This is a genomic window from Bradyrhizobium sp. CCBAU 53340 (assembly GCF_015291645.1).
Taxonomy (GTDB): Bacteria; Pseudomonadota; Alphaproteobacteria; order Rhizobiales; family Xanthobacteraceae; genus Bradyrhizobium.
The window spans coordinates 3,643,236-3,659,404 of record NZ_CP030055.1 but is presented as its reverse complement, the minus strand read 5'-3'; the positions used below and the strand labels follow the sequence as shown (position 1 = coordinate 3,659,404).

Below are 16,169 nucleotides of genomic sequence, written 5' to 3'. Positions count from 1 at the left end.
TGGCTGCCTTTGCATCAAAGGAGGCGATACATGTGTTGGCTGGCGCAGGGATTGCGACTCTAGAAATGACTGTAGGACAGACGCTTCAGGGCGAGTTCCTGGCCCTGCGCGTCCAGGAAGCGCGGCTGCCCATGACCCGTGACGATCGTGCCGATCGCCGTGACGGCCACGCCGGCGGCCCGCCCGGCGGCCATCAGCGCATCGCTTTGTGCCGGCGATACCGTGCACAGCACTTCGTAGTCGTCGCCCCCGGCAAGTAGCGTCTCAACACAAATGGCGTTGCGCGCGATCAGGTCGGCCGCCGCGGCTGAGAGCGGCACACGCGCCACATCGACGTTGGCAGAGGCGCCGGACGCTGCACAGAGTTTGGTCAGATCGCCGGCAAGCCCGTCCGACACGTCCATCGCTGCCGTCGCGTGGTCGCGCACGGCCTGCGCTAGCACATTGCGCGGTTGCGGAATGCGATAGCGTGAGATCAGTGATTCTCTTGCGGCGGGATCAGACGCAAGCGCCGCGGCAACCGTGCCGCCGGTAAGTACGTCGAGCCCGAGCGCGGCATCGCCGATCGTGCCCGTCACCAGGATAATATCGCCCGGCCGGGCGCCGGTGCGGCCGACCATCCGCCCCTTCGGCACGCGGCCGAAGGCGGTAATCGAGATCATCTGCGGTCCCGGCGTCGACACCGTGTCGCCGCCGAGCAGAGGGCATGCAAAGGCTCTTGTATCCTCGCCAAGCGCGTTCGCGAACGGCCCAAGCCAGGCATCCTCCTTGCTGCGTAACGCCAGTGTCAGCACGAAGCCGGCCGGCATCGCACCCTTCGCGGCGAGATCTGATAGATTCACCCGCAGCGCCTTGCGCGCGATGGTGTCGGGGGGATCGGTGGCAAGATAGTGCACGCCCTCGACCACGGCGTCGGTGGTGACGACGATGTCGTCACCGGACGCGGATAGGATCGCGGCATCGTCGACCAGACCGAACGCGCCGGGATCGATCGCCAGCGGCTTGAAATAGCGCGCGATGAGGGAGTCTTCGGCGGAAGGATTGTGCGGAGCGGTCATCGATGTCAGCTCCACACACAACTGTCATCGCCCGGCTTGACCGGGCGATCCAGTATTCCAGAGACAGTCATGTGAAATCGATAGGCTGCGGCGTACTGGATGCCCCGCCTTCGCGGGGCATGACACCGGGGTATGGGGCAGCTGCATCGCATCAGTTCACCGCCCTAAGCCCGCGCTATCCTCGCCCGAACTCATCACCGCGAAACTGGCGGCCGATCTGATCGAGCACGGCGTTGACCATGCCGGTCTCCTCGCGGTCGACGAAGGCATTGGCGACGTCGACATATTCGGACACGACGACGCGGCCCGGCACGTCCTTGCGGTGCTGAAGCTCATAGGCCCCTGCCCGCAACACTGCACGCAGGATCGCCTCGATTCGCTTCAAGGGCCAGCCCTTCGACAGCGCCTCGTCGATCAGGGGATCGAGCTTCTTCTGGTCGCGCACGACGCCGGAAACGACGTCGCGGAAGAACGCCGCTTCCGCCGGCAGGTAGGTTTCGCCCTCGACTTCGTTGCCGAGCCAGTGGCTTTCGAACTCCGCAAAGATGTCGTTGATGCCGGCGCCGGCAATGTCCATCTGGTACAGCGCCTGAACGGCAGCAAGCCGCGCCGCACCGCGACGGTTCGCTTTCTTCTCGGCAACGCCCGCTGGTTTCCTGATGTCAGCCATGGCTCAGGCCCGCGCCAGGCGGCGCTTGATGCGCAGCATCGCAAGCGCTGCGCGTGCGGCATCGCCGCCCTTGTTGAGCTCGCTGGCGCGCGCCCGCGCCCACGCCTGGTCTTCGTTGTTGACGGTGAGGATGCCGTTGCCGAGCGGAAGCTTGCGCGCCACCGCAAGGTCCATCAGCGCGCGCGAGGATTCCTGCGAGACGATCTCGAAATGAATGGTGTCGCCGCGGATCACACAGCCGAGCGCGATCACGGCATCATAGGGCTTGCCGTTCGCCGCAGCCGCATCGACCGCAATCGCGACCGCAGCCGGGATCTCGAGCGCGCCGGGAACCGTGATCACGTCATGGGTCAGGCCGGCCGCTTTCAGTTCTGTGACCGCGCCGTCCAGAAGCGCGTCCTGGAGGTCGTCATAGAACCGCGCTTCGACAACGAGCGCACGCGCGCCGGAAATGTCGGTCTGGTCCTTCAGGGGTGCGCGTCGCGCGTCAGCCATCGTCTCAATCCGTTTACTGGGTCGGCCGTTATGTAGTCACCGCAGGCGTGTAAGCCAAGTTTTAAAGCGCAAATCCGGCTTCGCCGGTCACTTCATTTCCGTTAGCCGCGCCGCGTAGCGGGCCATCAGGTCGACCTCGATATTGACCTCAGTGCCCGCCTTCCAGCCGCCGATCGTCGTGACTTCCAGCGTATGCGGAATGATCAGCACCGAAAAGGCGGTGTCCTTCACCGTATTGACCGTGAGCGAGACGCCATCGAGCGTGATCGAGCCCTTGGTGGCGATGAAGCGCGCCAGCTCGCGCGTCGTGGAGAGCTCGAAGCGCGCCATGTCGGGCAGGTCCTCACGGCTGACGATGGTGGCGATGCCGTCGGCATGGCCGGCGACGATGTGGCCACCGAGCTCGTCGCCGATCTTGAGCGCCCGCTCGAGGTTGAGCTTCGTACCGAGCTTCCAGTGCTTGGCCGTCGTCAGCGCCAGCGTCTCGGCGGCAGCATCGACGTCGTACCAGGTCCTTTGAGTAGAATCCTTGCCATCAGCGACGCCGGAAGCAACCACGGTGAGGCAGACGCCGTTGCTGGCGATCGAGGCGCCATCGGCGATGGTGGTCTGGTCGTAGCTGCAAGCGATGCGCAGGCGGTGCAATTGCCCCTGCGCCACGGGCGTGAAGCTGACGATCTCGCCGATATCGGTGACAATGCCGGTGAACATATTAGGCGCGCTCGTAGATGGTGAGAGTATCCTGGCCGAATGTCTCGCTAGCATGAACCTTGTAGGCCTGCGACTGCGTGATTTTCGACAGGGGCAATGCATCGAGCGCATCGACCCCACCAGCGCCCACCTCTTCCGCGCCGCGGAACAGCCAGATCTCGTCGACGAGGTCGGCTGACACGAACGAAGCCGCAACGTGGCTGCCACCCTCGACCATGAGCCGCGTGATGCCCTTCTCGGCGAGACGATGCAGAACAGCCGGAAGATCGAGCCCGGTAGCACTTCCGGGCGGCACACGCATGATTTGCGCGCCAGCGGCGCCGAGACGTGTCGCGGCGGCTGCTTCCGCAAGCTCGGAAGCGATCACCCAGAGCGGCAACTCGCGTGCAGAACGAACAAGCTGGCTGGATGCCGGAATTCGCAAATTCTGGTCGAGCACCACACGCACCGGCGAACGCGCCGCCATGCCCGGCAGGCGGCAATTGAGCTGCGGATTGTCAGCCAGTACCGTACCGATGCCGACCAGGATGGCATCGTTTTGCGCGCGCAACAGATGCACGCGATCGCGCACGGCCTCGCCGGTGATCGCGAGCGGCCGGCCGCCGGCCGCGCCGATCTTGCCGTCGGGCGAGACCGCGAGCTTCAGGATCACATGCGGACGCTTGTCCCTGATGCGGCGGAAATGGCCGGCATGGTCGAACGCCGCCTCTGCGGCACATAGGCCAACATCCACGGTGATGCCGGCAGCGCGCAGCCGCGCATGGCCCTGCCCCGCCACTTCAGGATTGGGATCCTCGATCGCCGCCACCACGCGCTTGATGCCGGCCGCGATCACCGCGTCGGCGCAAGGCGGCGACTTGCCGAAATGCGAGCAGGGTTCGAGCGTGACGTAGAGCGTGGCGCCGCGCGCCGCCTCGCCCGCCCGCCGCAATGCTTCAGGCTCGGCATGCGGCCGTCCGCCTGGCTGCGTCCAGCCGCGGCCGACGATGACGCCGTCCTTGACAATGACAGCGCCCACGGCGGGATTGGGCCAAACGCTGCCCCGCCCGCGCCGACCGAGCGCCAGCGCCAGCTGCATGAACCGGCGATCGACGTCCTTGGACTCGCGGATCCTCGCGGCGAACTGATCCTCCAGGATGCGGAAGATCATTTGCGGATCGCGGCGAGCCGCGCTTCCTCCTCACCGGAGAGCTCGCCGAGTACCTCGGCGAAATCCTTGGCTTCGCGGAAATTGCGGTAGACGGAGGCGAAGCGCACATAGGCGACGTCGTCGAGCGTACGCAGATGCTCCATCACGGTCTCGCCGATCACCTCGGAGGAGATCTCGGCCTCGCCGCCGGTCTCGAGCTCACGCACGATGGTGGAGACCATCTTCTCCACCCTTTCAGGATCGACCTGCCGCTTGCGAAGCGAGATCTGCACCGAGCGCATCAGCTTGTCGCGATCGAACGGCACGCGGCGGCCGTTGCGCTTGATCACCGTGAGCTCGCGCAGCTGCACGCGCTCGAAGGTGGTGAAGCGGAAATTGCAGGCGACGCACACGCGCCGCCTGCGGATCACGGAAGAATCCTCGGTCGGACGCGAGTCCTTTACCTGCGTATCGAGACTGTTGCAGTTCGGGCAGCGCATCCTTGGGACCCAGCCTTACTGATAGATCGGGAACCGGTCGGTGAGCGCCTTGACCCGCTCCTTGATCGCGGCCTCGACCAGCGGTGCCTTGCCGTCGTCGGACTGTGCGATCGCGTTGAGGACCTCGGCGATCATGCCGCCGACCTGCTGGAATTCGGCGACACCGAAGCCACGGGTCGTCGCCGCGGGCGTACCGAGACGCAGGCCCGAGGTGACGAACGGCTTTTCGGGGTCGAACGGAATGCCGTTCTTGTTGCAGGTGATGGCGGCGCGGACCAGCGCCTTCTCCGAGACGTTGCCCTTCAGGCCCTTCGGCCGAAGGTCAACCAGCATCAGATGGTTATCGGTGCCGCCGGAGACAATGTCGAAGCCGTGGCTCTTCATCGCCTCGGCCAGCGCCTTGGCGTTCTCGACGACGTTCTTCGCATAGACCTTGAAATCAGGACGCAGCGCCTCGCCGAAGGCAACCGCCTTCGCTGCGATCACGTGCATCAGCGGGCCGCCCTGCAGGCCCGGGAAGATCGCCGAGTTGAGCTTCTTGGCGAGCACCTCGTCATTGCTGAGGATCAGGCCGCCGCGCGGACCGCGCAGCGATTTGTGCGTCGTCGTGGTGGTGACGTGGGCATGAGGCACGGGCGAGGCATGCACGCCGCCGGCCACGAGGCCCGCGAAATGCGCCATGTCGACCAGCAGATAAGCGCCGACAGAGTCCGCGATCTCGCGGAAGCGCTTGAAATCCCATGCACGCGAATAGGCCGAGCCGCCGGCCACGATCAGCTTCGGCTTGACCTCTTCGGCCTGCTTCTGGACCGCGTCCATGTCGATGATCTGGTCCTCGCGGCGCACGGTGTAGTGCGAGGCCTTGAACCACTTGCCGCTCATGTTGACGGGCGAGCCGTGGGTGAGATGGCCGCCAGCCGCGAGGTCGAGACCCATGAAGGTGTCGCCGGGCTGGAGCAGCGCCAGGAACACCGCCTGGTTCATCTGGCTGCCCGAGTTCGGCTGCACATTGGCGAAGCCAGCGCCGAACAGTTTCTTGGCGCGATCGATCGCGAGGTTCTCGGCGACGTCGACCCACTCACAACCGCCGTAGTAGCGCGCGCCCGGATAACCCTCTGCGTACTTGTTGGTCATCACCGAACCCTGCGCTTCCAGCACGGCCCGGCTGACGATGTTCTCGGAGGCGATCAGCTCGACTTCATGGCGCTGCCGGCTGAGCTCGCCCTTGATGGCGGCGGCGATTTCCGGGTCGGCCTGCTCGAGCGAGGCGGTGAAAAACGAATCGGGCGCATTGGCGGTCTTGGCTGACGTCATCGGCGAATATCTCCACCGCCGCAGCCCTGCGGCGGGCTACGGTCGGTCTGGTGTGGCGGTCGGAAGCAGGCGCGACTTACCACATCGCCCCGTCCCGGCCAAGCATTTGCGGGTCGGGTACAGGAATTATGCCAGATATGGTGGGAATCGGAGGATTTACCCCCGCAAGCCTACGGGACTCTTCGGCGCAGACGCGCGGACTCGACCGCCCCATCCTTAACGAACCGGCCGATGGTCAAATGGGCCCGGCACCATCGAGCTCGCCGGATCCGTCAGCCCTCCCGGGCCGCTTGGTCTACAGGCCGGTATACCCGGCCTTCACGGGGTCCACGCTGCCGTCGAGCTGGCGCAAATAGGTCAGACCGCAGACCGTCAACCTGTGAGTGTCCTTTTCGCCGGCTTCCATCAGGGTGTTGAGGTAATTGGTCACCTTTTCCCGCGCTTCTTCGCTCGCTGCCGCGGTGCGGTTGGCGAGCAGGTCATAGGTCTTCATGATGCGGTCGATGGCAGCTTCCATGGCACCCTCTGGCTGTTTTGAATTTTGGGAGTCTTGATCAGGCAACCGCTCTGGCCTCGCCCTGCGCCTCGAAGCGCACGATCGCCTTGTTGGCGAGCCTGATCTTGTTGAATTCGCCGTGCTGGAACAGCTTTACGAGGATCTCGAGCAGGCGTTCATTGGTGACGAGCGTGTCGGGGATCGCGCCAGAGCGGCGCAGGTAATTCGCGGCGATGGCATAGGCATCGCTCACGAGTTCGACGTTCATAGTCTGCAACCCGCGCTCGACCAGCATCGTGTCCCTCCGATCCAGAGAGACAACTGCGGCGCGAGGACCCGGTTCCACCTGTCAGGCAGATTTTTTCGCAACCGCGAAAAGACGGCAAAACGCGCCGGTCCGGGACAAGCCAGGCCGGCGCGCTGGGGGAAGTCAGGCACGTCAGGAAAGGCACACCGGTCTTGTTGCGGGCCGGCTTGTCCTTGATCCCGTTTGGAACTCAGAGCCGATACAGGATCTGGTCGGTCCAGAACCGTTCGAGACGGTGCAGCGACTTGTTGAGGGTCGAGAACTCCTCGCCGGAGATGCCACCGACCTGCTCCACGGTCTTGACGTGCTTCTGGTAGAGCGAGTCGACGATACGGCGGACTTCCTGGCCCTGCGGCGTCAGGCGGATGCGCACCGAGCGGCGATCAACGCGCGAGCGCTGATGGTCGAGGAAGCCGAGCTCGACGAGCTTCTTCAGATTGTAGGAGACGTTGGAGCCGAGATAGTAACCGCGCGTGCGCAGCTCGCCCGCGGTCAGCTCCTTGTCGCCGATGTTGTAGAGCAGGAGTGCCTGCACGGAATTGATGTCGGCGCGGCCACGACGATCGAACTCGTCCTTGATCACGTCGAGGAGCCGGCGATGCAGCCGCTCCACCAGAGTCAAAGCTTCCAGATAGAGCGACTGCACCGAACCCTGCGGGCCGGAAACGCGCTCTGCGGTATCTGCCGCAGTTGCGACGGCTTTCATCATGACACTTCCCCTGTTGTCGTTTTTATCGACACTTATTCGACGAAACTTGTGTCCCGTCTGATAGGTGCAACTTAAGGGGAGGCGTTTGAAGATCGGCTTAAATAAGAGAATAAAGAGATCATGAATTTAAGACAGTGAATTGCGGATTAAGCTTGTGCCACAAGCACTTTTCGCAACCGTCTGTTGACCGTCGCAAGGTCCTGTTCACCCTCCGTCCGGCCCTCCTGTCACATTCCAGAACAGCCCCGCCCCGTTTCGAAACGCACGCGTAAGAGCTGTGGCTGAAACCGCTAAGTCAACGAAAACTTACCTCGAATTTGAGGCAACCAGTGGTCAACCAAGTCACCACGAACGCACTCTCGTGTCCCGGACAAGCGCAGCGAAGCGGAGCGCCGATCCGGGACCCAGAAAGCCACAGACGAGATCGTGCAAAGATGGGCCACGGCTCTGCAACGCATCACGCCGCAAGTGCGTCCGGGGCACGAGAAATAGCCTGCGCTACGGCGGCCGTTCGCGCGCGGCCATCCAGGCGAGCGCGAGATAGGCGGCGAGCATAAAGGCTTCGACACCGACCACGATCAGGCTGCCACCATAGATGCCCGGGAACATCAACTCGATCACCGCCATCGAGACCACGGTCGTCAGCCACACCACCGCGCCCCAGGGCGTGGCCAGCCACAGGCCGACGGCGGCGACGAGCTCGATGACGGCGAAGTAGATGGTCGAGGCCTGCCAGGCCATCGACTGGTTCTCGAACGCCTCGTCCTCGCCGCCGACGAAGCCCGTCACCTGCGCCCAGTGATAAAGACCCTTGAGGATCGACAGCAGCGCCATCACCCGCAGGAACAACACCAGCCGGCGTGTCCAGACATTGTCGTCGGACTCAGGCCTCTCCGACGAGATCGCCGCCACCGACATCGCGCTGTCTCGCGCATTGTCTCTGACGGCGTCCCTGGCATTGGCGCTGTCGCGGGACGCATCGCGGGTGGAAATCTCGGACATGCCCCCTTCTGGCTGGTTCGCCCCGCAAAATCAATCGGCTGCCATCATCTTGCGGGAGGTCAAGCCGCGGTGACGGGAACCATGCGAACTGGTATAAGAATAATTCCAGCCGGGAGAAGAGTAATGGCGATCAAATACGGACGTCCGATCGAATTGCGCGAGGTCGCGCGCGGGACGGGTGCACCGGTGCCCCACGCCCTCGATCTGACCGTCCGCCCGCGCCGCAACCGCAAGGCCGAATGGGCCCGGCGCATGGTGCGAGAGAACGTGCTTACGACGGATGATCTGATCTGGCCGCTGTTCCTGATCGACGGCAACAACAAGCGCGAGCCCGTCGCCTCGATGCCCGGCGTCGATCGCCTCAGCGTCGACCAGGCCGTGCGCGAGGCCGAGCGTGCGATGAAGCTGACCATCCCCTGCCTCGCGCTGTTTCCCTACACCGACCCGTCCTTGCGCGACGAGGAAGGCTCGGAAGCGACCAACCCGAACAATCTGGTCTGCCGGGCGGTGCGCGCAATCAAGAAGGAGTTTCCCGAAATCGGCGTTCTCTGCGACGTCGCGCTCGATCCCTTCACCAGCCACGGCCATGACGGGCTAATCTCCGACGGCAAGATTCTGAACGACGAAACGGTCGCGGTGCTGGTGCGCCAGGCGCTGGTGCAGGCCGAAGCCGGCTGCGACATCATCGCACCCTCGGACATGATGGACGGCCGCGTCGCCGCGATCCGCGAAGGATTGGATCATTCCGGTCTGCTCGACGTGCAGATCATGGCCTACGCGGCCAAATACGCCTCCGCCTTCTACGGCCCGTTCCGCGACGCCATCGGCTCGGCCAAGACGCTGACCGGCGACAAGCGCACCTACCAGATGGACAGCGCCAACACCGACGAAGCGCTGCGCGAGGTCGAGCTCGACATCGCGGAGGGCGCCGACATGGTGATGGTGAAGCCCGGCATGCCCTATCTCGACGTGGTCCGCCGCGTGAAGGACACGTTCGCGATGCCGACTTTCGCCTACCAGGTCTCGGGCGAATACGCGATGATTGCGGCCGCCGCGAACAATGGTTGGCTCGACGGAGAACGCGCCATGATGGAGAGCCTGCTCGCCTTCAAGCGCGCCGGCGCCGACGGCGTGCTCAGCTATTTTGCGCCGAAGGCAGCCGAGAAGCTGCGCAGCCAGGGATGAGTTGCCCTCGGGTGGGCAAAGCGCAAGCGTGCCCACCAATCCCAGCCAACGAGCGCTGAACGATTTTGGGCACGGCGCGGCCCCCTTACGTCACTCAATCCGCCGCTTGCGCCGCAGGCCGAGGCCCACACAACGGACGGAGCGCGTCGCGTTGCTCGCGCGATAACACCGTGACTGCAAAGATCGGCTCGTGCGTCTCCCGCTTGAAGAATGGATGCGGCCACGTCTTCCCGCGCACCTTCCACGCCAGCACCTTGCCGATAACGCGCAGGAGAAGAGAAAGGTTAAGTCCCGTCGAGCCCGCCGGCGGCTCGCCCACCGCATACTTGCCGAGAATGGCGCCGATTGGCGCGCCGGCGACATCGTCAACGGCCGGCGTGCCGCCGTCGAACGCCTGCGCGATGATGCCGACAAAGGGAACGGTCGGCGAGACCGTGTTGCCGACCGGCGTGTTGCAGCAGCTTGCATACCACCGGTAGAGGCCTTTCGGGCTCAGTCGCACCCCCGCGATCCGGTTCTGTCCCTCTACAAAGCAGAGCGTCGACGGCGCGACCTGGACAATGTCGCTGCCGCCGCCCGCATTCAGCAGATCGGCGCGGCCGAGCTGATGCGCGAAAGCCTGGCAGTCGTCGCAGTAGCAGACCACGCGATTGACCGTCCGTGGCGACACCCGCGTGACCACGGCGCGGACGGCGCCGCAGCGGCAATGCAGCTCGACCTGACCACCCATGAAAATCGTCCTGTCCGGGGCCGGCATTGTGCCCTCCCCCCCTGCAGCATGGTGCAAATGATGGACCGCGCAAGCATCGCCGGCCGTCGAATCGCCGGAATATTTTGCAGGATCGACCGCCCGACAGCCTTGGCGTGTGGCCGGGTGGTTCCCATGTGCTGCCGGGTGAGAGATCCGAAAGCGGAAGGGAAGCTCATGTCCTACTCGGGTTCGCCAAATGACAGCGGCGTCTGGCGCAATGGCGGCGGCGTGCAGCCGCATGCCTATGATCCCTATTTGCATCCGGAATTGTTCCGCGGCGTCTCGACCCGGCGCGCATTCGCGTTCCTGATCGACATGGTCGTGATCTCCGTTCCGGTCATCCTCGGCTACATCTTCATCGCCCTGTTCGGCGCGGTGACGCTCGGCATCGGCTGGGCGCTGTTCTGGCTGGCCTGGCCTGCCTCCGTGATCTGGGCCATCGTCTATTACGGCGCCTGCATCGGCGGCCCCTCCTCGGCGACGGTCGGGATGCGGATCATGGACCTGGAGTTGCGCACCTGGTACGGCGCGCCCGGCTACTTTGTCCTCGGCGCCACCCATGCCGTGCTGTTCTGGGTGACGGTCTCGTTCCTGTCGCCATTCGTAGTGCTGGTCGGCCTGTTCAATGGCCGCCGTCGGCTGCTGCACGATTTCGTGCTGGGAACGGTCGTGATCAACAATTCCGTTCGCGCACCCGTGCCTCAGACGGCAAGGACCTATTGAGAATCTGGCGATCAAGAACCTACTAACCCGGAGCGGCTAAGCTGACCGACCAAACCTGCCGAGCAGACCGATTGACCCGGGGCCTTCGTAGCGCGATGCTGATACCCACTTCGGAGGCCCACGACGTCCCTTGACCCAGCACTCGCGCGACACCCCCCAATTTTACCTCACGGCGCCGTCCCCTTGCCCGTATCTGCCGGGCCGGCATGAGCGCAAGGTGTTCACGCACCTCGTGGGTGACCGCGCCGGCGATCTCAACGATCTCCTGACCCATGGCGGGTTCCGCCGCAGCCAGTCGATCGCCTACCGTCCGGCTTGCGATCAGTGTCGCGCCTGTGTCTCGGTCCGGGTCGTCGCCAACGAGTTCCGCCCGTCCCGCAACTTCCGCAAGGTGATGGCGCGCAACGCCGACATCGTCGGCGAGCAACGCAGCGCCGTGCCGACCTCCGAGCAATATTCGGTGTTTCGTGCCTATCTGGACGCCCGCCACCGCCATGGCGGGATGGCGGACATGACGGTGCTCGACTACGCCATGATGGTCGAGGACAGCCATGTCGAGACCCGCATCATCGAGTATCGCAAGCGTGGTCCCGATAGCGGCCTCACCGGCCGCGGCGAGGAGCTGATCGCGGTCGCGCTGACCGACGTGCTCAGCGACGGCCTGTCGATGGTCTATTCGTTCTTCGATCCCAACCAGGTCAGCCGCTCGATGGGCACCTTCATGATCCTGGATCACATCGCCCGTGCACGGCGCCAGGGCCTGCCTTACGTCTATCTCGGCTACTGGATCGAGGGCTCGAAGAAGATGGACTACAAGGCCCGCTTCCTGCCGCAGCAGCGCCTCGCGCCCTCGGGCTGGCTGCGGATCGACGCGCAAGGCGATGCAACGTCTGAGCCGCAGGATTAGCCTTCTGTCATGCCCCGCCTAGCTGCGCAATTGCGCACGGGGGGCGGGGCATCCAGTACGCCGCGGCCTCTCGGCTTAATCAGAACCGTTTCTGGAATAATGGATCGCCCGGTTGAACCGGGCGATGATAGCTACGTGGTGGCAACATCACCCGAACAGCGTATCGGCCAGCAGCTTCAAATTCAAAATCACGATCACGCCCGCGACGATCCACGCGACCGCAGCAACGTACGGCGCAATCGCGAACTGCCCCATCTTGCGGCGGTCGGAGACGAAGCGGACCAGCGGGATGACGGCGAAGGGCAACTGCATCGACAGCACGACCTGGCTGAACACCAAGAGATCGGCCGTGCCGCGCTCGCCATAGATCGCGGTGACGACGATCACCGGAACGATCGCAATGCCGCGCGTCAAGAGGCGGCGCGCCCAGCTCGGCAGGCGCAAGTCGAGGAACCCCTCCATCACGATCTGACCGGCCAGCGTTGCCGTTACCGTCGAGTTCAGGCCTGAGGCGAGCAGCGCCACCGCGAACAGCGTCGAGGCGATGCCGAGGCCGAGCAGCGGCGACAGCAGCTCGAAGGCCTGGCCGATCTCGGCGACGTCGGAATGACCTCTGGTGTGGAAGGTCGCTGCCGCGACGACGAGGATCGCGGCGTTGACGAACAGCGCAAGCATCAGCGCGATCGTGGAATCCGTCGTCGCCCATTTGATCGCTTCGCGGCGGCCCTCGTGGTTGCGCGCATAGGCGCGCGTCTGCACGATCGAGGAATGCAGATAGAGATTATGCGGCATAACGGTCGCACCGATGATGCCGATCGCGATGTAGAGCATCTCGGAATTGGTGAAGATCTCGCTCTTCGGCGCAAAGCCGCGCAACACCTCCGCGACCGGCGGCGCAGCAGCAACGATCTGGATTGCGAAGCAGACCGCGATCACGGCGAGCAGCGCCATGACGAAGGCCTCGAGGAAGCGGAAGCCGCGGTTCATCAGGAGCAGCAGCAGGAAGGCATCGAGCGCGGCGATCAGCGCGCCGCCGATCAGCGGAATGCCGAACAGAAGTTTCAGCGCGATCGCAGTGCCGATGACCTCGGCGAGATCGCAGGCGATGATTGCCGCTTCGCAGGCGAGCCAGAGCAGGAAGTTCACCGCCGGCGAATAGGTCGCGCGGCAGGCCTGCGCGAGGTCGCGGTCGGTGACGATGCCGAGCCGCGCCGCCAGCGACTGCAGCAGGATCGCCATCAGGTTCGAGAGCAGGATGACCGAGAGCAGCGTGTAGCCGAACTTCGACCCGCCGGCGAGGTCCGTCGCCCAATTGCCGGGATCCATGTAACCGACCGAGACCATGTAGCCCGGGCCCACGAAGGCGAGCAGCCGCCGCCACCACGCTCCCGCCGTCGGGATGGTCACCGTGGCGTTCACCTCCGGCAGGCTCTTGGTCGCGGGCGCATCATCGCGCCAACCAGCGGCCGAGGCTTCTGTCAGGTCCTGGGTCAGATCGGGCGATCGGGCATCCATGGGGCGACAATACCGGAGTCGATCCTTATTGCAACTCATTTGCAACTGCATCTGGCCGCATCGGTTCCCGCGGCCAGCCCCCCTGTGCCCAACCCTGTCGGGAAGCGGGTGGGTTTGATCGCTCCCGGAAGTAGATACTGGCGCCAATCCGACTTTGCAGGAAATGCGCCATGTCAAATGCCCCTCGCCTCCCCGACACTTTCAACCGGCTCGCCTGGTCCAATCTTGCAGCCCAGTCGGCCGAGCAGATCGCGCTGGCCGCGGCCCCCATCGTCGCCGTGTTGACGCTGGGCGTCGCCGAGGGCCAGACCGGCCTGCTCCAGACCGCCCTCACCCTGCCCTTCGTGCTGTTCGCGATTCCCGCCGGCCTGCTCGCTGACCGCATCTCCCGCCGCTTGCTGATGGCAGGTGCCGAGGCGCTACGCGCTGGGGCGCTGGCAGCAATCGTACTGCTGCTCGCGTTCGGCGCACTCAATCTGCCGCTGCTGGCGCTGCTCGGCTTTGCCGCCGTCTGCGGCACCGTGGTCTACAGCGTCGCCGCACCGGCGCTGGTGCCCTCGCTGGTGAGCGCGGAGCTGCTGCCGGCTGCGAATGCCCGCATCGAGCTTGCGCGCACCATCGCCTTTGCAAGCGGTCCTGCGCTCGGCGGCGCACTGGTGGGATGGTGGGGCGCGAGCCCGGCCTTCGGCTTTGCCGCGGCGCTCTCGGCGATCGCCGTGGTGCTGCTCTCCGGCCTCTACGAGCCCGTGCGTGCGCCTACCCCGCGACGCCATCCGTTCCAAGACATTCGCGAGGGCGCCGGTTTCGTCTTCCATCATCCGCTGCTGCGGCCGGTGTTTATCACCCAGTTCATCTTCAACACCGGTTGGTTCCTGCAGATCGCGGTGTTCGTGCCCTACGCGGTGCGTCATCTCGGCCTGACCGCCGCCGGTGTCGGCACCGTGCTGACGATGTACGGCGTCGGCATGGTGATCGGCGCGCTGTTCGCCACGCGCGTGATGAAGCGCATCGCCTTCGGCACCGTGGTCGGCCTCGGTCCGGTTACCGGCTTCGTCGCCGCTGCAGTGATGGCGCTGACGGTTCTGGTGCCCTCGCCCTGGCTTGCGGGCTTGAGCTTCTTCCTGCTCGGCGTCGGGCCGATCCTCTGGGTGATCTCGACCACGACGCTGCGCCAGTCGGTGACGCCGCCGCGCCTGCTCGGTCGCGTCTCCGCCATCAACATCATGAGCTACGGCGCCCGCCCGGTCGGCTCGGCGCTCGGCGCCATTGTCGGCGGATTCTACGGTGCCGAAGCATGCCTCTATCTCGCGGCCGCCGTGTTCGGCGTGCAGGCGCTGGTGATCTGGATGTCGCCCGCGGTGGCCCTCGACCAACAACCTGACATGGTCGGGGACGAAGCCGCGGCGCAGTGCTAGTTGGCCAGATAGCGCTCGTAGCTCCCCGTTACCGGCTCGCTCGCGTCGACTTCAGGGTCGAGTGTATAGAGATCCTGCGCGCGGCCGATGCCGCGCAGCGCGTAACGGCCGGTGGAGACGAGGTAGCGGCGGCCGGCGGCATCGAGGCCCTTGTAGAACTCAGCTGACGCCAGCAGTTCGCGATCGACCGAACGACTCATCGAAGCGATCCGGCTGACCTCGTTCACGGTCGGCCCCACCACGGTGAAATCGAGCCGATCCTCGCTGCCGATATTGCCGTAAAAGACCTCACCTACATGCAGGCCGATATAGGCCGACGTGATGGGACGGCCCTCCGCTGCCCGGCGTGCGTTCAACGCCGCGACGTTCTGGCGGAACAGATGCTCGGCCCGCAGCGCGGCCCGCCGCGCGTCCGCCATGTCCTCTCCCCAGAACATCGCCAGCACGCCGTCGCCGATCAGCTTCAGCACGTCGCCGCCGGCCTCGTGGATCGCATCGATCACGGCCTGGGCATAATCATTGAGGAACGGGATGATCTCGTCCGGGCCGATGCTCTCGCTAATTCCGGTCGAGCCGCGCAGGTCCGAATACCAGAGCACGGCCTTGATGCGCTCGGTGACACCGCGCGAGATGCGCCCGCGCAGCACCTGCTCGGAGGCATCGCGCCCGAGATAGACCCGCCCCAGAGTCCGCACGATGTCGACCTGCTGCGCCGATTTGATCGCAAGCCCCAGCACCGGCACGAGATCGCGTAGCGCGGCGAGCTCGGCTTCGGTAAAGCCATCGTCGCGCCGCGTCGTCCAGTAAGAGTAGAGGCAATCCATCTGCCCGAGCGCACCACTCTCGCCGAAGCGGTGCACGAAGGCCAGGAAATGGCGGTGACCGTTTTCGGCGAGCTCGCCGATCTGCGAAAAATCAAGCGAGGGCGCGTCGGCAAGATCGATTACCATCTCGTCGTGACCATGCTCGAGCAGATGATAGAACACCGAGCGGCGCCAGTTCTTGGCCGCATCACCCTCCGCCGTCGAGCCGTATTCGTGGACGTCGCTCTCGTTGGACGGCGTGTCGCTCCAGCGGAAAGCGCGACCCTCGTAGATCGGATGCAGCGTATCGATGACGACGAGCCCGCGCGAGAGTTCCAGCCCCTCGGCGCGGCAGCGCTCGCAGAAACCGCGCAGGAGCTCGGGTTCAGGAAGGCCGGTGAGCCCCTGGCCGGCCAGCCAGTTCATCAACGCAAGGCGGGAGGTGAGTTGCATACGCCATTATGGCGTGCATTCGTGAC

General features: G+C 64.9%; 18 protein-coding genes. 4 read left to right on the top strand and 14 right to left on the bottom strand.

Annotation, left to right across the window (positions count from 1 at the left end; genetic code table 11):
- Nucleotides 1–59: 59 nt before the first annotated feature.
- The 11 genes from thiL to XH89_RS17280 all read right to left on the bottom strand — a co-directional run bounded on the left by thiL (nucleotide 60) and on the right by XH89_RS17280 (nucleotide 8,391).
- Complete coding sequence (gene thiL, locus XH89_RS17330; protein WP_194468160.1) at nucleotides 60–1,058, bottom strand: thiamine-phosphate kinase; 999 nt, start codon at nucleotides 1,056–1,058, stop codon at nucleotides 60–62.
- A gap of 175 nt (nucleotides 1,059–1,233) precedes the next feature.
- Entirely contained in the window at nucleotides 1,234–1,728 is a 495-nt protein-coding gene (gene nusB, locus XH89_RS17325) for a transcription antitermination factor NusB (RefSeq protein ID WP_194468159.1), read from the bottom strand.
- A 3-nt stretch (nucleotides 1,729–1,731) separates the two neighbouring features.
- Nucleotides 1,732–2,223 (bottom strand): 6,7-dimethyl-8-ribityllumazine synthase, encoded by a 492-nt coding sequence (gene ribH / locus XH89_RS17320; protein ID WP_092228692.1) that lies wholly within the window; start codon nucleotides 2,221–2,223, stop codon nucleotides 1,732–1,734.
- 87 nt (nucleotides 2,224–2,310) lie between these two features.
- Nucleotides 2,311–2,934, bottom strand: a complete 624-nt coding sequence (locus XH89_RS17315; RefSeq protein WP_194468158.1) for a riboflavin synthase — start codon at nucleotides 2,932–2,934, stop codon at nucleotides 2,311–2,313.
- A 1-nt stretch (nucleotide 2,935) separates the two neighbouring features.
- Nucleotides 2,936–4,084: a bifunctional diaminohydroxyphosphoribosylaminopyrimidine deaminase/5-amino-6-(5-phosphoribosylamino)uracil reductase RibD gene (gene ribD / locus XH89_RS17310; protein ID WP_194468157.1), complete on the bottom strand. Its 1,149-nt coding sequence runs from the start codon at nucleotides 4,082–4,084 to the stop codon at nucleotides 2,936–2,938.
- Nucleotides 4,081–4,563 (bottom strand): transcriptional regulator NrdR, encoded by a 483-nt coding sequence (gene nrdR / locus XH89_RS17305; protein ID WP_188099670.1) that lies wholly within the window; start codon nucleotides 4,561–4,563, stop codon nucleotides 4,081–4,083. The genes ribD and nrdR overlap by 4 nt, the downstream gene beginning before the upstream one ends.
- A gap of 15 nt (nucleotides 4,564–4,578) precedes the next feature.
- Nucleotides 4,579–5,877, bottom strand: coding sequence for a serine hydroxymethyltransferase (gene glyA / locus XH89_RS17300; RefSeq protein WP_194468156.1), 1,299 nt, complete (start codon nucleotides 5,875–5,877; stop codon nucleotides 4,579–4,581).
- Nucleotides 5,878–6,172: 295 nt separating this feature from the next.
- Nucleotides 6,173–6,394, bottom strand: a complete 222-nt coding sequence (locus tag XH89_RS17295) for a hypothetical protein (protein ID WP_188099667.1) — start codon at nucleotides 6,392–6,394, stop codon at nucleotides 6,173–6,175.
- A 37-nt stretch (nucleotides 6,395–6,431) separates the two neighbouring features.
- Nucleotides 6,432–6,668 (bottom strand): hypothetical protein, encoded by a 237-nt coding sequence (locus tag XH89_RS17290; protein WP_194468155.1) that lies wholly within the window; start codon nucleotides 6,666–6,668, stop codon nucleotides 6,432–6,434.
- Nucleotides 6,669–6,870: 202 nt separating this feature from the next.
- Nucleotides 6,871–7,389 carry a transcriptional regulator LdtR gene (gene ldtR, locus XH89_RS17285; protein WP_027529973.1) on the bottom strand — a complete coding sequence of 173 codons (519 nt, stop codon included), beginning with the start codon at nucleotides 7,387–7,389 and terminating at the stop codon, nucleotides 6,871–6,873.
- Between the two features lie 498 nt (nucleotides 7,390–7,887).
- Complete coding sequence (locus XH89_RS17280) at nucleotides 7,888–8,391, bottom strand: DUF6163 family protein (protein WP_194468154.1); 504 nt, start codon at nucleotides 8,389–8,391, stop codon at nucleotides 7,888–7,890.
- Between the two features lie 123 nt (nucleotides 8,392–8,514).
- On the opposite strand from XH89_RS17280, the gene hemB reads away from it, so the two are divergent.
- Complete coding sequence (gene hemB, locus XH89_RS17275) at nucleotides 8,515–9,576, top strand: porphobilinogen synthase (RefSeq protein WP_194468153.1); 1,062 nt, start codon at nucleotides 8,515–8,517, stop codon at nucleotides 9,574–9,576.
- Nucleotides 9,577–9,670: 94 nt separating this feature from the next.
- Here hemB and XH89_RS17270 read toward each other — a convergent pair whose 3' ends face one another.
- Nucleotides 9,671–10,333: a DUF6151 family protein gene (locus XH89_RS17270; RefSeq protein ID WP_210345260.1), complete on the bottom strand. Its 663-nt coding sequence runs from the start codon at nucleotides 10,331–10,333 to the stop codon at nucleotides 9,671–9,673.
- Nucleotides 10,334–10,501: 168 nt separating this feature from the next.
- Between XH89_RS17270 and XH89_RS17265 the strand changes: the two genes are divergently transcribed.
- Both XH89_RS17265 and XH89_RS17260 read left to right on the top strand, forming a co-directional pair.
- Nucleotides 10,502–11,050, top strand: coding sequence for an RDD family protein (locus tag XH89_RS17265; RefSeq protein WP_194468152.1), 549 nt, complete (start codon nucleotides 10,502–10,504; stop codon nucleotides 11,048–11,050).
- A 130-nt stretch (nucleotides 11,051–11,180) separates the two neighbouring features.
- Nucleotides 11,181–11,957, top strand: a complete 777-nt coding sequence (locus tag XH89_RS17260) for an arginyltransferase (RefSeq protein ID WP_194468151.1) — start codon at nucleotides 11,181–11,183, stop codon at nucleotides 11,955–11,957.
- 147 nt (nucleotides 11,958–12,104) lie between these two features.
- On the opposite strand, the gene XH89_RS17255 is transcribed toward XH89_RS17260, so the two are convergent.
- A complete protein-coding gene (locus tag XH89_RS17255) occupies nucleotides 12,105–13,472 on the bottom strand; it encodes an Nramp family divalent metal transporter (RefSeq protein WP_194468150.1) in 1,368 nt (455 codons plus the stop codon).
- A 170-nt stretch (nucleotides 13,473–13,642) separates the two neighbouring features.
- On the opposite strand from XH89_RS17255, the gene XH89_RS17250 reads away from it, so the two are divergent.
- Nucleotides 13,643–14,887, top strand: coding sequence for an MFS transporter (locus XH89_RS17250; protein WP_194468149.1), 1,245 nt, complete (start codon nucleotides 13,643–13,645; stop codon nucleotides 14,885–14,887).
- Here the strand turns inward: XH89_RS17250 and XH89_RS17245 are convergent.
- Nucleotides 14,884–16,143, bottom strand: coding sequence for an adenylate/guanylate cyclase domain-containing protein (locus XH89_RS17245; RefSeq protein WP_194468148.1), 1,260 nt, complete (start codon nucleotides 16,141–16,143; stop codon nucleotides 14,884–14,886). The genes XH89_RS17250 and XH89_RS17245 overlap by 4 nt on opposite strands.
- Nucleotides 16,144–16,169: the final 26 nt, after the last annotated feature.

Coding starts and splice junctions, on each gene's coding strand:
- XH89_RS17290 (WP_194468155.1), bottom strand. CDS start 6,668: ATGCTGGTCGAGCGCGGGTTGCAGACTATGAACGTCGAACTCGTGAGC.
- XH89_RS17255 (WP_194468150.1), bottom strand. CDS start 13,472: ATGGATGCCCGATCGCCCGATCTGACCCAGGACCTGACAGAAGCCTCG.
- XH89_RS17245 (WP_194468148.1), bottom strand. CDS start 16,143: ATGCAACTCACCTCCCGCCTTGCGTTGATGAACTGGCTGGCCGGCCAG.
- nrdR (WP_188099670.1), bottom strand. CDS start 4,563: ATGCGCTGCCCGAACTGCAACAGTCTCGATACGCAGGTAAAGGACTCG.
- ldtR (WP_027529973.1), bottom strand. CDS start 7,389: ATGATGAAAGCCGTCGCAACTGCGGCAGATACCGCAGAGCGCGTTTCC.
- XH89_RS17315 (WP_194468158.1), bottom strand. CDS start 2,934: ATGTTCACCGGCATTGTCACCGATATCGGCGAGATCGTCAGCTTCACG.
- nusB (WP_194468159.1), bottom strand. CDS start 1,728: ATGGCTGACATCAGGAAACCAGCGGGCGTTGCCGAGAAGAAAGCGAAC.
- XH89_RS17295 (WP_188099667.1), bottom strand. CDS start 6,394: ATGGAAGCTGCCATCGACCGCATCATGAAGACCTATGACCTGCTCGCC.
- XH89_RS17270 (WP_210345260.1), bottom strand. CDS start 10,333: ATGCCGGCCCCGGACAGGACGATTTTCATGGGTGGTCAGGTCGAGCTG.
- glyA (WP_194468156.1), bottom strand. CDS start 5,877: ATGACGTCAGCCAAGACCGCCAATGCGCCCGATTCGTTTTTCACCGCC.
- hemB (WP_194468153.1), top strand. CDS start 8,515: ATGGCGATCAAATACGGACGTCCGATCGAATTGCGCGAGGTCGCGCGC.
- ribH (WP_092228692.1), bottom strand. CDS start 2,223: ATGGCTGACGCGCGACGCGCACCCCTGAAGGACCAGACCGACATTTCC.
- thiL (WP_194468160.1), bottom strand. CDS start 1,058: ATGACCGCTCCGCACAATCCTTCCGCCGAAGACTCCCTCATCGCGCGC.
- XH89_RS17265 (WP_194468152.1), top strand. CDS start 10,502: ATGTCCTACTCGGGTTCGCCAAATGACAGCGGCGTCTGGCGCAATGGC.
- ribD (WP_194468157.1), bottom strand. CDS start 4,084: ATGATCTTCCGCATCCTGGAGGATCAGTTCGCCGCGAGGATCCGCGAG.
- XH89_RS17250 (WP_194468149.1), top strand. CDS start 13,643: ATGTCAAATGCCCCTCGCCTCCCCGACACTTTCAACCGGCTCGCCTGG.
- XH89_RS17280 (WP_194468154.1), bottom strand. CDS start 8,391: ATGTCCGAGATTTCCACCCGCGATGCGTCCCGCGACAGCGCCAATGCC.